The sequence below is a fragment of the Pseudomonas sp. DE0157 genome (assembly GCF_007678615.1).
Classification (GTDB): domain Bacteria; phylum Pseudomonadota; class Gammaproteobacteria; order Pseudomonadales; family Pseudomonadaceae; genus Aquipseudomonas; species Aquipseudomonas parafulva_B.
This window is the reverse complement of record NZ_VEJN01000015.1, coordinates 79183-94517: the sequence shown is the minus strand read 5'-3', so window position 1 is coordinate 94517 and position 15335 is coordinate 79183. Positions and strand designations below refer to the sequence as shown.

General features: G+C 63.4%; 9 protein-coding genes. 2 read left to right on the top strand and 7 right to left on the bottom strand.

From position 1 onward, the window contains the following. Positions 1 to 3: 3 nt before the first annotated feature. Both FS777_RS17400 and FS777_RS17395 read right to left on the bottom strand, forming a co-directional pair. Positions 4 to 1338 carry a carbohydrate porin gene (locus tag FS777_RS17400; RefSeq protein ID WP_145256658.1) on the bottom strand — a complete coding sequence of 445 codons (1335 nt, stop codon included), beginning with the start codon at positions 1336 to 1338 and terminating at the stop codon, positions 4 to 6. Between the two features lie 239 nt (positions 1339 to 1577). After that, positions 1578 to 3617 (bottom strand): TonB-dependent receptor, encoded by a 2040-nt coding sequence (locus FS777_RS17395; protein ID WP_145256655.1) that lies wholly within the window; start codon positions 3615 to 3617, stop codon positions 1578 to 1580. 160 nt (positions 3618 to 3777) lie between these two features. Here FS777_RS17395 and FS777_RS17390 point away from each other — a divergent pair, with 160 nt between their 5' ends. Together FS777_RS17390 and FS777_RS17385 are read left to right on the top strand one after the other, a co-directional pair. Beyond that, complete coding sequence (locus FS777_RS17390; RefSeq protein ID WP_027915371.1) at positions 3778 to 3999, top strand: VF530 family DNA-binding protein; 222 nt, start codon at positions 3778 to 3780, stop codon at positions 3997 to 3999. A 1-nt stretch (position 4000) separates the two neighbouring features. Continuing rightward, a complete protein-coding gene (locus FS777_RS17385; protein WP_058605196.1) occupies positions 4001 to 4624 on the top strand; it encodes a Pr6Pr family membrane protein in 624 nt (207 codons plus the stop codon). Between the two features lie 98 nt (positions 4625 to 4722). On the opposite strand, the gene FS777_RS17380 is transcribed toward FS777_RS17385, so the two are convergent. The 5 genes from FS777_RS17380 to FS777_RS17360 form a co-directional block, all read right to left on the bottom strand. Further along, positions 4723 to 5484 (bottom strand): siderophore-interacting protein, encoded by a 762-nt coding sequence (locus FS777_RS17380; protein ID WP_078478088.1) that lies wholly within the window; start codon positions 5482 to 5484, stop codon positions 4723 to 4725. Then, on the bottom strand, positions 5477 to 6019 hold the full coding sequence (locus FS777_RS17375; protein ID WP_145256667.1) for a PadR family transcriptional regulator: 543 nt from the start codon (positions 6017 to 6019) through the stop codon (positions 5477 to 5479). Before FS777_RS17375 ends, FS777_RS17380 begins: the two co-directional genes overlap by 8 nt. Positions 6020 to 6076: 57 nt before the next feature. Then, entirely contained in the window at positions 6077 to 9226 is a 3150-nt protein-coding gene (locus FS777_RS17370; RefSeq protein ID WP_145256652.1) for a transglycosylase domain-containing protein, read from the bottom strand. A gap of 125 nt (positions 9227 to 9351) precedes the next feature. Continuing rightward, a complete protein-coding gene (locus tag FS777_RS17365; protein WP_145256649.1) occupies positions 9352 to 10971 on the bottom strand; it encodes an FMN-binding glutamate synthase family protein in 1620 nt (539 codons plus the stop codon). A gap of 29 nt (positions 10972 to 11000) precedes the next feature. After that, a complete protein-coding gene (locus FS777_RS17360; protein ID WP_145256646.1) occupies positions 11001 to 15329 on the bottom strand; it encodes a DNA glycosylase AlkZ-like family protein in 4329 nt (1442 codons plus the stop codon). Positions 15330 to 15335: the final 6 nt, after the last annotated feature.

The window sequence follows — 15335 nt, the reverse complement described above, 5'->3', positions numbered from 1 at the left end:
TTTTTAGAAAGTGCTTTGAATCTTCAAGCCGCCGACCAGGGCGTTGTCGACCTGCGACACGCCTCCGGGGTGGCGGATGTATTGCAGGTTAGGTCGCACCGTGAGCCAGTCGGCAAGATGGATGCCGTAATACAGCTCAGCGCTGTATTCGGTGTCCTGTACGGGCAAGAAGCCTGGGTTGTCATAGTCGTAAAGCCCAGCGGCCTGGTTGGCCAGCCGAGCATTCTTGCGATAGGCCGGGTTGACATGCACACGGGCGATTGCAAGGCCGATGTCGTCCTTGGCCCGCCTGTCGAACGGCCCTTTGAATACCAGTCCAGCCTGCACATAGTTGTCGATGGCATTGGTTTTCTTGTCATGCATCGTGGCGTTGGCGAATACGCTCAAACCACGCGAGCCGTCCGATGCCAGCGCAGTCACCTGCTGCTGGGCGCCCAGCCACACGCCGTGCTTGCTTGAGCTGCTGCGGTAGGCGGCACCGCTGATCGCTGCCGCCTGCCCGTCGTTATCCTTGAGTACATCGCTTGCCTTGGCATTACTGTAGTAGTACCCGGCGCGATATTCCCCCTTCATGCCTTTGATGCGCGGGCTCCACACCAGTTCGATTGGCATGACGGCGCCCTGGGTGCCACTGCCGCTGAGTTTGAAGCCGTTGCCCGAATCCAGGTTGGACGGGTTCTGCTCGAATACGCCAACCTGGGCGAAGAGGCTGTCGCTGAGGTTGTAACGCACGCGCAAGGCCCACTGGCTGACGGGCCAGTTGTACCAGATGCCGCCTACCCAGTTGCCCACCTGAGAGCCACAGAAGGCCAGGTTCTGGAAGTCGCAGGGGAAGCTATTGAAGTCTTCGCCTTCGCCAAAGCGGCCAAACTTGACGTCCAGCGCGCCGTCGAAATAGTTCTGCTTGACCCATAGCTGCGTCAGGCGCCAAGTCTGGCCGCGGCCCCATACCTCCTGCGCCGAGGTGAAGCCACCCACGCGGGGGTCATTGATGCGGTCGTTGCTGATGTTCTGGCCGTGGCGCTCGGTGACCGTGAGCTGGAATTCGGCGTCGTGCCAGCCGAAGATCTTTTCCAGGTCCATGTGGCTGCCGAAGGTGAACTGATCACTGTAGCGGGCAGTGCGGTCGTGGTCGTAGCCACCGCGCAGGTTGCTACCCATTTCGCCTGTGTAGCCCAAGGTGAAGTCGTAACCCTGGTCAAGCAAGGCGGTACGGTGCCCGGCCCAGTCACCAAACATCCAGGGAGAGTCACTGGCAAATGGCTCGTTGGCATGGGCTGCGTTGGCCAGGGTCGCCAGGGCGAGGCCGAGGTAGCAGGATTTTGGCAGTTGAAGCATGAGGTAGCGCTATCTTCTGGTTGTTGGAAAAACGGCAAGCGCATCGACAGGCAGCCCTGGCAATGGGTTGACGAAAAAGGGGGTTGGGTGAAGCGATTCAGCTTGCGGCGGGGAGGATATAGGGTAAAGCGCGGGAAAAAAAGACAAAATGTCGCAGTGCATTGTTACCCCTTGAGTAACAGTGCGGCTGAATGGGGCGGATGACGCCCCATGCGTCCCATCATGGCGAGCGGGCTACCTCAGAAGGTGGTGCGCAGGCCGACTTCCACGCTTCGTCCCGGCGCAGGTGCGATATCGCGCAGGATCGAGCTGGCATAACGCACCGTCTGATCCGTCAGGTTCTCGCCACGCACGAATGCCAGCCACTGGCTGTGGCCCACGTCGAAGCGATACCCCACGCTGGCGCCCAGGGTGGTATAGCCATCGGTGCGGGTTTCATTGGCCGGCTTGCGGTGTTGAGCGGCGGCGTGCTCAACGTCCACCCGCGCCTGCCAGCGGTCAAGCTCCCACACCAGCCCGCTGTTCAAGCGCAACGGTGCGATTCGTGGCAGGGGCTCGCCGGAATCGAGGTTCTTGGCACGGGTATAGTCACCCGACAGCTCAAGCGCAAAGCTGCCATAGCGGTTCTGCGCCAACTGCCACCGGTCTTGCGCTTCGATGCCGTAGAAGCGGGCTCGAACACCTTGGTACTGGTATTCGGGAATGCCGTCATGGTCATGATCATGGTCTTCGCCTTCATGCTCATGATCGTGACCTTCGCGCAGGTTGCCGGTGCCGATCAGGCCGATATAGTTGCGAAAATGGCTGTAGAAAACGCCCACGCTGCCTTTGTGCGTGCCGTTGTCAAAGCGCAGTGCCAAGTCCCCCGAGAACGCCTTTTCCTTGCTCAGGCTGGCATCGCCCACTTCATAGGCCCCGGTGGCCACATGCGCGCCGTTGGCATAGAGCTCATAAAAGGTGGGCGCCCGCTCGGTGTAGCCCAGGTTGGCGGCGAGCGACCAGATCGAGTCAAGTTGATACACGGCGCCCGACGACAGGCTAAAGGCATTGAAGCTACTGGCGCTGTCGGCTTCTGCAAACTGCGCGTTACCCTTGCCGTCCGGGTCGACGCGGGTGTGTTCCATCCGAGCCCCGAGGCTCACGTCTAACCGATCAGTGGCGTGCCATTGCTCCAGCAGGAACAGTGCAAGGGTGTCGGTATCGGTATGCGGCACGAACGCTTCTTCGCCCAGGGCTGAGAATTCGTTGCGGCTGACCTGCGCGCCCAGCACACCTTCGACGGGACCCAGGGGTTGGTGGCGGGCCTCGACACGGGCCTCGTAGCCTTTGTTCTTGAACGTGGTGTGGACTTCGCCTTCTTCGATTTCACGGTGCTGGTAATCGGTATACCCGGCATCGAGCTTCACCGAGCTGAACGGGCCGTCCAGGTCGCGAAACTGCGAGGTGAAAGCATAGTGGTCCTGCTCCATGTCCAGCCGAACGCCGGGCTCGGCCACCGAACCGTAGTTACTGTCATAACGGCTGTAGGACAGGCCAGCATAACCGTGGTCCCAGTGATAGGCACCGCCCAGCGCGCCGCCGTCCTGGCGACCGTCGCTGTTTTCCAGGCGATGCTTGCTGCCTGGGGTGTCGGCATCGCGTACCTGAGCGCTGCGAGCAAAGCCTGGGATGCGCAAGTCATTGTACTGACGGGCATTGGCATCCACGTGCAAAGCGAAGGCGCCGTTGCCGGCCTCCAGCTTGCCGGCACTGCTGCGTGTGGTGTCGGCGCCACCGTATCGCAACTCGCCGGCTCCCTGGATGCCGTCGATAGGGGTATCAGGAATGCGGTTGTCGAACGTGTTCACCACGCCACCAATGGCATTGCCACCATACAGCAGGGCAGCGGGGCCCCGGACGATCTCGATGCGTTCGACGGTGACGGGGTCAAGGGGCACGGCGTGGTCGTAGGACAACGACGAGGCATCCAGCGCGCCTACGCCATTGCGCAGCAGGCGAATGCGATCCCCGTCCAGGCCTCGGATGATCGGGCGGCTGGCCCCTGGCCCGAACCAAGTGGAGGCCACACCTGGCTGTCGGTTCAGGGTTTCCCCCAGGCTGCTGTGCTGTTGTTGCAGCAGGTCGGTGCCTTCCAGCACCGTGCTGGGGCTGGCCAACTGGGCGCTGCCTAGCGGGTTGGCAGTGATGACTTGGGGCGAAAGTTCAACCCCCTGACTGTAGGAGGTGACCATGCAAAGTGCGAGTGCAAGCGGAGACAGGCGAAGCGGTGAGTGCACCATGAGCTGTAGCGATCCTTGGCAGAGATGTTAATTGTTACAATATAACATCTCTATTTCAGCACAGCCGTGTCCCACGCCGCCAGCCTTATTTGTCCAGCGCAGGGTGCGCGACGATGCCTGCACTGGTGTAAGGTGCGCATCTTTGTACCGGAGCCTTGGCATGAGCACTGCCCAACACAACGCGTTGCACGGCAAGACCCTCGAGCAGATCCTCACCGAGCTGGTCGCCCACTATCAATGGCAGGGGCTGGCCGAGCGCATTGATGTGCGCTGCTTCAAGAGCAACCCGACGGTCAAGTCGAGCCTTACCTTTCTGCGCAAGACCCCATGGGCCCGCGAGAAGGTCGAGCAGCTGTACATCAAGCTGCAGCGCCAGGCCTGACATGCGGCGTCACCCGTGGTTGAGCACCCTGGCCATGCTGGGCTGGCTGGGCCTGAGCGTGCAGGTGTACTTGGTGTTGTGGGGGCGATGGCAGGAGCAGGCGAGCCTGATAGGTGGGCTGATCAACGTGTTCGGCTACTTCACGGTGCTGACCAATACGCTGGTGGCCACTGTCCTGAGCTACGCCGCATTTGGCCGGGAAGGGGCGAGCAAGCGCTTTTTCCTGTCTCCTGTGGTCAGCTCGGCAGTGGCGGCGAGCATCGTGCTGGTGGCGTTGGCGTATAGCCTTTTGTTGCGCCATCTGTGGCAGCCGGAGGGTTGGCAATGGTTGGCAGACGAGCTGTTGCATGACGTCATGCCAGCGCTTTACGTCTTGTATTGGTGGTTCGAGGTGCCCAAGGGGCGGTTACGGCTGCACCACCTTGGGTTATGGGCGTTCTATCCTGCCGTCTATTTCGCCTATGCGTTGTGGCGCGGCAGTGAGATTGGCGTCTACGCCTATCCTTTCATCGACGTCGCCACCTTGGGGTACGGCCAGGTGATGATCAATGCGCTGGGTGTGCTGGCAGGGTTTTGGGCAATTGCCGGGGTGCTGCTCATTCTGGACAGGTGGCGGGCGGGGTGAGCAAGGGCGTGCCGTCATTCGAGCTTCTCAGGCTGCCCTGGGGTTTGAGCTTCGCAACGAACATTGCCGAGGCGCCGGGCCGGCCGCCCCGGCCCCTTTCAGTCATCGCTCGCTGAACCTTCCGCGCGCCAGTAGGCGGCGGCTTTGAGGGCGTCTTGGGCTACGCCTTTGCTGATCAGCAGCGTCTTGACCTCACGCGTCAGGCTCTTTTCCAGCGCCACCCAGGCGTACAAGGCCCCTTCGGGTAATGGCAAAGCCTCGACCGTGGCCACCAGGTCGTCCCGCCCCCGTACCGACCAGATCACGTCCACCTGCGCCTGGCTCGGCAAGGGCTGACGCTCCTGCTCATCGTGAACCTGGATGACGGCCACCACCCGTCGCCCCGCAGGCAGGGCTTCAAGACGGCGGCCGATGGCGGGCAAGGCGGTTTCATCGCCGATCAGCAGGTAGGCATCGAAAATGTCCGGGACCACCATCGAGGCGCGCGGCCCGGCGATATCCAGGGTTTGCCCCGGTGCCGCTTGCGCCGCCCAGGTCGAAGCAGGGCCATCGCCGTGCAGCACGAAGTCGATGTCCAGTTCGTTGGCCTGCAAGTCGATGCGCCGGGGGGTGTATTCGCGCATGATGGGCCGCTCGCCACCTTCCCGACCCAGTGCCCGGGCATCAATGGCTTGCTGCTGCTCGGCAGTCTCGGCAAACAGCAGCTTGATATGGTCATCCGTGCCTAGGCTGATGAAGCCCTGCAGCTCAGCGCCGCCCAATGTCACGCGCCGCATTCGCGGGGTCAGGTCGGTCACGCGCAGCACGTTCAGGCGGCGCTGGCGAATCTCGTGGTTGACGCGGTGAATGGCTTCACTCATCGACGCTCTCCTGGTCAGGGGCATGGGGGCCGCCAGCGATGGCCTTGGCGGTTACGTTGAGCAGGTCGCGGACTCGCTCGATTTCCTCGGGTGTCCAGCGGCCATGGTGCATGTGCAAGGCGTGGCGCAGATTGCCCACGGCCTCGTGAATCTCAGCAGGGCGGTCGTGACCCCGCAGGGCATGCTTGCTGACTTCGATACGCACGCGTAACCCGTCCAGTGCCACGGCCTGCTCGGTCAAGGCGCTGCGACCCGTGTCGGTAATGGTGTACAGCCGCTTGCTGCCTTGAGGTTGGCCCTGGATGAGTTCGGCCTCCTCCAGAAAGTTGAGCGTGGGATAGATCACGCCTGGGCTTGGCGTATAGCTGCCATCGAAGCGCTTTTCGATTTGCCTGATCAGGTCGTAACCGTGTCCTGGCTGTTCGCCCAACAGTGAGAGCAGCAGTAGTTTCAGATCGCCCGGGGCGAACACCCGAGGGCCGCGTTCGAAGTACTCAGAATCGCGTATGCTGGAAAGTGCCTGTTTAAGATATATCTCAAGATAGTACTCAAGATGTATCTTAGGCAAGCCACAAATGCTGATGATTCTTATCTACCCGTTCGATACATCCTCAGGTGAACCCGCGACGGCGTTTGACCGCTGTGGGGGGATGCATTCGTTAGGGTTGCCAGGCTGCAAGTACGGCATGAGGATCGGCGCCATGCCCTTGAGCACCTGCACCGGTAACGCAGACGTGAACTTGAAGGCCTCCGCCGAGCGCCCAGGCACGAAGGCGGTCAAGGTGCCGAAGTGGTTGTCGCCCAGGAAGAACACGAACGTCGCGGTACGGTTCAGCGACCGTGACCCTATCAGGCGGCCCCCGGCGCCAAAGCTTTCGATGCGGTTGTCGCCCGTTCCGGTCTTGCCGCCCATGACCAGAGGCGTGCCGTCCTTGAGCATGAAGCTGCCGGAGATGCGCCGCGCGGTACCCGCGTCCACCACTTGCGACATGGCGCCCTTGAGGGCTCGCGCCACTTCGACCGGCAGTATCCGCACACCACGGTCCGGGTCGCTGATCAGTTTGGTTTCGTAGGGCGTATCCGCTGCAAAGTGCAGGGTATCGATGCGCAGTGTCGGCAGCCGTACACCGTCGTTCTGGATGATGCCCACCAGTTCGGAAAGCGCGGCAGGCCGGTCACCGGAACTGCCAATAGCAGTCGCCAGCGACGGGACCAGGTGATCGAAGGGATAGCCGACCCGCTTCCAGCGCTGGTGAATGTCGAGAAACGCCTCGATTTCCACCATGGTTCGGATACGGCTGTCCCGTGCGCCCTGGTGACGGCTCTTGAACAGCCAGCTGTAGACCTCCTGGCGCTCGAAGCGGCTGGCGTTGATCATTTCGCTCAAGGTCGATGCCGGATGCTTGAGCAAGTAACCCAGCAGCCACAGGTCCAGCGGGTGGACCTTGGCGATGAAGCCCTGGTCAGGCAGGTTGTAACGCCCCGGGCCGTAGGCATCGTACATCTGTACCAGGCGATCGTCGGTCAGTTTGCTTTGTGCGAGCTTGCTGTCTTTGCTATGGGCCCGTACGAAGGCGTTAAACGTGGCCTGACCGGCCTCGGGGAACAGGTAGCGGTGCACGGCCGCCAGACGTTGGGGTGTCACGCGCATGCTGTCGAGGAAGGTGTCCAGGCGCTGCTGCGAGGTCTTGCGCTGGTACTTGCGCCAGAAACGCATCAGGTAGCTTGTCCCTTCCTTGTCGGCGAACTTTGCCAGGTACTCCTGCCGGCGCGGGTCAGCATCATCCTTGAGCAGCGGCACCGCGTTCAGTGGCTGCTGATAGGTGACGTAGCGCACCACGTCGCGCATCAGGCGGATGAACGGCAGGTTGATCGATTCGCGCAGGGCGTCCTTGAGGGTAGGGTTGCGGCCGTTGTCTTCCTTGCGGAAGTTGTTGAACACGTGCATACCGCCCCCGGTGAAGAACGATTCTCCGGTACTGGCCGAGTACTTGCGCTCAAGGGCGGCATCGAGCATGGCATCCAGGCTCTGGTTTTTGCTGTTTTGCATCAGCCAGCCCAGTGACCAGCGGCTGATGACATCCAGGTCGGCGACCTCGACGTTCTTCAACTCGGCCACAGGCTTGCCGGCGTACTTGTCATGCAGCTCGGCGACGATTTCCAGGTAAGTGGTCAGCACCCGAAGCTTGGCGGTGGACCCCAGTTCCAGCTTGCTGCCTTCGTTGATGTCGAAGGGTTGGTCAGTGCTGTCCGTCTGTACCCGCACGCGTGAGCCATCGGCCGTGCGTTCGAACAGGGTGAAACTGTAGCTGACCTGGTCGGTGGTTTTGGCGGTCAGCAGACGTTCGCCGATCAGGCCGATCTGCGCGGCAAAGGCCGGGTCGGCCAGATGCTTGAGGTACTCGCTGACTTGCAGCTGCAAGTCAGCCTGCAAGGTGCTGGTGGCAGAAAGGTCCAGGCGATCGAGGTCGTACAGCGGGCGGTTGAGCATGGCCGAAAGACGGTTGCGGGCCAGGCTGATGCCCTTGTTGGTGACGATCGGCACGATGGTCGGCTGCGCGACCCAGTCACGGTAGACAGCCTTGCTGGCCAATGCGGCATCGGCCAGCGCCTGAGGGATGATCTGGTTCGCGGCCAGCACCCGGACATGGGCGTCGGTCAGCTCGGCGAGTTCGAGGCGCCCTTTGGAGAGGTAGTGCGAGGGCCGGCGCTGGGCGATCATCAACGACAGCACCTGACGCAGCGCAAGGCCACGGGCCGCCAAGCTCTGTGCGTCCGTGGCGGTGTCATTGAGCGCTTTGTTGACTTGCTCGAAGTCTGCCCCGTACCACACGCGCAGGCCTTCGGCCATACCGTGCACCTCTCCATGACCCGGCACGGCGGACAGCGGCACGCTGTTGAGGTAGTCACGCACGATGCGCTGGCGCGCCTCGGTGGTGTCCGGCCCGCCCTGGTAGGCGCGCACGCTGGCAGAAATCATCTGCCTGATCTTCTCGGCGCCCGACACGGTCAACCCGTCAGGTGAATGGCGATACTTCTCCAGCTGGGTAGCCAGGGTACTGCCACCGGCAGATTGGCCAGGCAGGGCCAGGTAGCGCGCGATCTGGCTGTAGGCCGCCTTGGCGAAACGGGGCCAGTCCACCGCCGGGTTGTTGCGCGGATCACGGGTATCGAGCAGGTCGCGGTTCTCGATGAACAGCAAGCTGTTGACCACCACCGAGGGAATCGAGGCGAAGTCCGGGTACAGGTATTGGGGATACTGATACTGGTACAGCATGTCGCCCCGGCAATCGGTGATCGCCAGGCCTGCCTGGACCTTTTCGATGTAGGGCGCGAACAGCCCATGATCGACGTAGTTGACCAGCGCCGGCGAGAACCGCACTTGTTGGCTGATCAGGTAATCGCGCTTGAGCAGGCGGGGCAGGAACTCGCCGAGCGAGCTGTAGCCCAGGCGCTTGTCGAACGGCCCTTCGCCTGGGTACACGATCGAATCGCTGGGGCCGGGCTGCAGCGAGTAAGTCAAGGTGCTTGCCAGCTTGCTGAACTCGCGCGATTGCAGCTCGGAGGTGCGGAACTCTTCATAGGCCGCGAAGCCGACCGCGCCAGCTGCCACCAGCAGAATCAGGATGATCAGGCGCCACCATAGCCGGCGCTGACGAGGGGACTTGGGTTCTGGCGTCTCGGCAGGCGTTTGTGCGGGGGCTTGCTTGGTGTTTGGTTCCGTTTGCCACAGTGCGCCCATAATCGTCTATCCAACCAGGTATTTTCATCTTGCTTGCCTGGAGCTTAGACGTTGCGCCGGGTATGTGAAAATTTTGTGGAAACTGCGCAATAAAGCGGGTGCGCGGCTTGGCCGCGCTCAAGCATTCAGGCGGCTACCTCGCTGTTGGGCTCGAAGCTGTCCGCCCGGGCCAGTTGCCACATACGCGAATAGAATTGCCCATCGACCTCGCCGGTCAGTAGCTCGCCGGGCTTTAGGAACACATGCATTTGCGAGAACAGCTTGATCTCGGTGGCTGAAATGCGGCGTACCAAGTGCTTGGCTTCGAGCTGCGACGGGTGTTCCAGCCCGGCAGCAGCCAGCATTTCGGCCAAGGCACGCAGGGTGTTGCGATGGAAGTTGAGCACCCGTTCGGCTTTGTCCGGCACCACCAGGGCACGCTGGCGCAGCGGATCCTGCGTGGCCACGCCGGTGGGGCACTTGTTGGTGTGGCAACTCTGGGACTGGATGCAGCCGATGGCGAACATGAACCCCCGCGCAGCATTGGCCCAGTCCGCACCGATGGCCAGGACGCTGGCAATGTCGAAGGCGCTGACGATCTTGCCGCTGGCACCGAGCTTGATCTTGTCGCGAAGGTTCAAGCCCACCAAGGTGTTGTGCACGAACAACAGGCCTTCGCGCAGCGGCACACCGATATGGTCGGTGAACTCCACGGGGGCGGCCCCGGTGCCGCCTTCCTTGCCATCGATCACGATGAAGTCGGGCAGGATGCCGGTTTCCAGCATGGCTTTGGCAATGCCCATGAATTCCCACGGGTGACCCAGGCAGAGCTTGAACCCCACCGGTTTGCCGCCCGACAGCTCACGCAGTTGGGCGAGGAACTGCATCATTTCGATGGGTGTTGAAAACGCGCTGTGCCGCGACGGCGAGACGCAGTCTTCGCCCAGCGGCACGCCGCGGGTGTCGGCAATTTCCTGGGTGACCTTGTGCTTGGGCAGAATGCCGCCATGCCCAGGCTTTGCGCCCTGGCTCATCTTGACCTCGATCATGCGCACCTGCGGGCTGCGCGCCTGCGCGGCAAATGCCTGCGGATCGAAACGACCGTCCGAGGTACGGCACCCGAAATACCCGCTGCCCAGTTCCCATACCAGGTCGCCGCCGTGCTCGCGATGGTAGGGGCTGATGCTGCCCTCACCGGTGTCGTGGTGAAAGTTGCCCAGCTTCGCGCCTTGGTTCAACGCGCGAATGGCGTTGGCGCTGAGCGAGCCAAAACTCATGGCGGAGATGTTGAAGATCGAGGCTGAGTACGGCTGGCTGCACTGCGGGCCGCCGATGGTGATGCGAAAGCTCGCCGGGTCAGCCAGAGGCGCCGGGCGCATGGAGTGACCGATGAACTCGAAGCCCGACGCGTAGACGTCGATCAGGGTGCCGAACGGCTTGTCCGAGACCTGGTTCTTGGCCCGGGAATAGACCAGCGAGCGCTGGGCACGGGAGAAGGGCAGGGCGTCGCTGTCTGCTTCGAGCAGATACTGGCGGATTTCCGGGCGAATGGTTTCCACCAGGTAGCGAATATTGCCCAGGATCGGGTAGTTGCGACGCACGGCGTGGCGTTTTTGCAACAGGTCGAACAGGCCTATCAGGCTGAGCAAGCCTGTTGTCAGGGTGAACGGCCAAAGCCAGTGGTGATGAATCAATGGCAGGGTGGCCAGGGTAAACACGATGCAGACGGCGAACACCGCATAACGGCTGAGAAGTGACAGGCTCATACAGGGTCCTTGCGATGGCTCGGTCAGGCTCACGGCCTGGGGTGAGCCCCGACCATAGCCAACTTGTCCGTCGCTGCAAAGGCCGTGTCGCGCAGCAGCAGCTGTCGCCACAGCGTTTGCTGCGCTGCGCAAGCTTCGACCAGATAGACGTAGCGCTTGCCCACCCGCGCAGCCACCGGTACGCCGTCGCGGTAGAGCAGTCGGTTGCCGCTGGTGGCCGGTACCTTGGCCCCCGGCAGCAACGTGCCGATCAAGTTCAGCGGATCGCTGGCACTGACCAGAACCAACGTGCCGTCCGCCGCTTGCCGGCGAACCTGGCGCAGCATGGCCACGGCCTCGGGCAAGGCGAACTGCTCGCCGGACAACCCGGCAATGAAGCGCCCACCCCGGATTTCCCCACGCGCCTCCAGGCGCTGGTAGCAGCGCAGCAGGTCACGCCAGGGCGGCAACGCATCGCTCTCACGCGCCAGCAGGCGCCAGCACATCACCCCGTAGCGCTGCAGCAGCAGGCGAGCGATGCTTTCGATGTGCTGATCCTGATCCGGCGCGGCTTCGCTGCGCGGCAGCAGGGCCCAGCGCCCTGCATAAGCCATGCTGCTGGACAAGGGCAGGTGACCGAAGCGCGGCCGACGCGCGGTGCGCCGGGCGGCCGGCGCGATCAGGCTACGCAGCCCGGTGAAGCTGTCGGCATTGGCCAGGCCAGCGCCAACCAGCGCCTGCAAGGCCGTTTCCAGTTCGCTGGGGAGCAGGCGGGCCTCTTGGGCCAGCTCGTCGAAAAACAGTGCACCCCGGGTTTTCAGGGCGTCATGCACCCGCTGGGCACGTGGTCCCAAGGTGTCGAGGCACGGGGGTGGGGCCAGGCTTCGCCACAGCTGCAGGTGTTCGCGAGGCAGCAACACCACGGGCGTGCTGGCCACCGTGCTGGCTGACACGGTACTTGCCAACCGGCTCCAGGCGAACTGCCCGCTGCGGCAGGCCTCGTCGAGCCAGCTGGGGCTGTAATCGCGCACGCGTGCAGGCAGCACTTCGGCTTCCCACGCCCCGGCCGCACTTGGAAACCCCTGCAGTTGGGCCAGCACAACAGGCAGCGCCTGCGGCCCTTGCAACCGTTGCCCCGGATCAAGGTGTTGCCAGTGGAACAGGAAACGCATGAAGTCCTGCAGGCTGACCGGCTCGATCTCCCGGCGCAGACGTTTGACGGTATAGCGGTGGATACGCGCCAGCAGGTGGCGTTCGCACCATTGAGTGTCAATTGCATCTGGGCTGAAATGCCCCCTGAGCACATGGCCTTGGGCCTCGAGCCGGGCCAATGCCTGCTCCACATCAGCGATGGACTTGCCCAGCGGCGTCGCAAGCTGGGCAACGGTGGCAGGCCCATGACCGCTGAGCCGGGCACGCAGCAGTTCGGGCAGCTCCAGGTCATGGTCCACTGGCTGATCGAAGCCTGGCAGTGGCTCGACCACGGGCGCCAGGCGGCAATCGGGGTAGACGGCTTGCAACAGCGTCAGGCGCTCACGGGCCAGCCACAACTTCTGCTCGGGCAGGTAGACGGCTCGGCCCCGCTTGGCAAGCTGATCAAGCAGCGTACGCCAGCGTGCGCCTGCCTGAGCTTCGGGCTGGCTGATGGCGCCCAGGCTCATGAGCGCTTCATGCATTTCATCTGCGTTGACCGGCTGCGGCCAGGCCTCGGCTGCCACTGCCGCAATGGCGTCCGCATCCAGCGCACCCAGCTCATCACCTGACTGCACATCCGCCCAGCGGCGATTGAGCACCGCCTGGGTACGGCGCTCTTCGAGCGGGGCGTCATCCAGAAAGGTGTAGGGCCTGGCGTTGAGAATGGCTGACGCCAGCGGCGAGGGCGCCGGCAGGTCGCGCGCCAGCAGGCGCACGGCACCGCTTTCCATGCGCCGCAGCAACGCCAGCCAACCGTCGCAATCCATGGCGTCGTGCAGGCAATCGTCGAGGGTCTGACGAACCAGCGGGTGGTCCGGTACGTGCCGTTCGCCGGACAGATTTTCGAGGCAGGCGATCTGATCGGGAAACACCGAGGCGATCAGGTCTTCGCTCTTCATGCGCTGGATCTGCGGTGCAACCTTGCGACCACCGGCAAAGCGCGGCAAGGCCATGGCCACACCCGCGTTCCAGCGCCAGCGGACACCGAACAGCGGGGCATCGAGCACAGCCTGGATCAGCACCTGCTCGGCGCTGCGGCTGTCGAGGTAGCGCCACACCTCGTCGAGGGCAAAGCTGTGGCTGGTAGACAGCGACAGCACGATGGCATCTTCACTGGCTGCCGCTTGCAGCTCGACATTGAAGGTACGGCAGAACCGCTTGCGCAGGGCCAAACCCCAGGCGCGGTTGATGCGGCTACCGAACGGCGAATGGATGATCAGCTGCGTGCCGCCTGACTCGTCGAAGAAACGCTCCATCACCAGGGTGTCCTGGGAGGGCAGGGCGCTCAATACCTGCTGGGTGCGGGCCAGGTAGTCCAGCAACTGCTCGGCACAGCTGGCGTCCAGTTCGAATGTGGCTTGCAGCCAGGCCAGCACATGCGCCAGCGAGCCATCGGCGTGTTGCAGGCGCTCATCGATCTGCCCTTGCAGCCTGGCCACGGCGGCGCTGAGCTCGCGGCTGCGGCCAGGGGCTTCGCCCAGCCAGAACGGAATCGTGGGGGGCTGGCCGTGGGCGTCTTCGACCCGGACCCGCCCGGCCTCCACGCGCAGGATGCGATAAGACGCGTTGCCTAGCTGGAAGATGTCGCCAGCAATGCTCTCCACGGCAAAGTCTTCGTTGACGCTGCCGATGTTCAGCGCCTGAGGTTCGAGCACGACGGCGTAGTCGGCGTTGTCGGGAATCGTCCCGCCACTGGTCAAGGCGGTGAGTTGGCTGCCACGGCGCCCTCGCACCATGGCGCTGACGGCATCACGGTGCAGGTAGGCCCCGCGCACGCCCTGGCGGCCGTTGTAGCCTTCGGCAAGCATGCCAAGCAAGGCGTCGTAATCTTCGTACGCCAACGTTTCGAACGGCATGGCCTGGCGCAGGCAGTCGAACAGCGCTCGCTCGTGCCAGGGCTGGTTGCTGGCCTCGGCGACGATCTGCTGGGCCAGCACATCCAGCGGGGCCTTCGGTACCTGCACTTCATCCAACTCGCCGCGGCGCACGCAATCGAGCAGCGCCACGCACTCGATCAAGTCGTCTCGCGATGTCGCGAACAGCCGTCCTTTGGGCACCCCGTCCACCTGATGTCCTGCACGCCCCACGCGCTGCAGGAACGCTGCGATCGAGCCGGGTGAGGCGATCTGGCACACCAGGTCGATGTCGCCGATGTCGATGCCAAGTTCCAGCGAGGCCGTGGCCACCAGCACCTGCAGCTCGCCCGCCTTCAGGCGCTGCTCGGCGCTCAGGCGCCTTTCCTTGGAAAGGCTGCCGTGGTGAGCGGCCACCGCAGCCGCGCCCAACCGATCGCTCAAGTGACGGGTGATGCGCTCGGCCAGCCGCCGGGTGTTGACGAACACCAAGGTGGTGCGATGCGCACGGGCCAGTTCGGCCAGACGATCGTACACCAGCCCCCAGGCATCCTGGTCGAGCACTGCCCCCAGTGGCACGGGTGGGATTTCGATGGCCAGGTCACGCTGGCGGGCGTGCCCTACATCGACGATGGCACAGGCGCGCCCGCTGCCCACCAGAAACTGCGCCACCCGCTCGACCGGACGCTGGGTAGCAGACAGGCCGATGCGTCGCAGCGGACGGTCGCACAACGCTTGCAGGCGTTCGAGGGTCAGCGCCAGGTGGCAACCGCGCTTGTTGCCGACCAGGGCATGGATCTCATCGACGATGACGGTGTGCACCGTACGCAGGCCTTCACGCCCAGAGGCCGAACCCATCAGCACGTACAGGGACTCAGGGGTCGTGACCAGAATATGCGGTGCCTGTTTGCGCATGGCGATGCGTTCTTTCTGGGGCGTATCACCAGTGCGCACCGCCGTGGTGATGGTGGGGGCTGCGCGCCCTTGCGCCTGGAGTGTGCGCTGGATGCCCTCCAGCGGTATTTGCAGGTTCAAGCGGATGTCGTTGGACAGGGCTTTCAAAGGCGATACGTAGACGACCTGCGTGTGGGCGGGCAATGTGCCGCCCTGCTCCAGCCCTTGGCGAAACAGCCGGTCGAGCACCGCCAGAAACGCACTGAGCGTTTTGCCTGAGCCGGTCGGCGCTGCCAGCAGCACGGACTGACCGGCCTGGATGAGCGGCCAGGCCTGAGCCTGGGCATCGGTCACCGACGGATAACGGTCTGAGAACCAGGCCGCAACGCCTGGATGGAACAGCTCGAATACGGGATGGTTGGCGGCAGGAAGCGTCATTGGGAA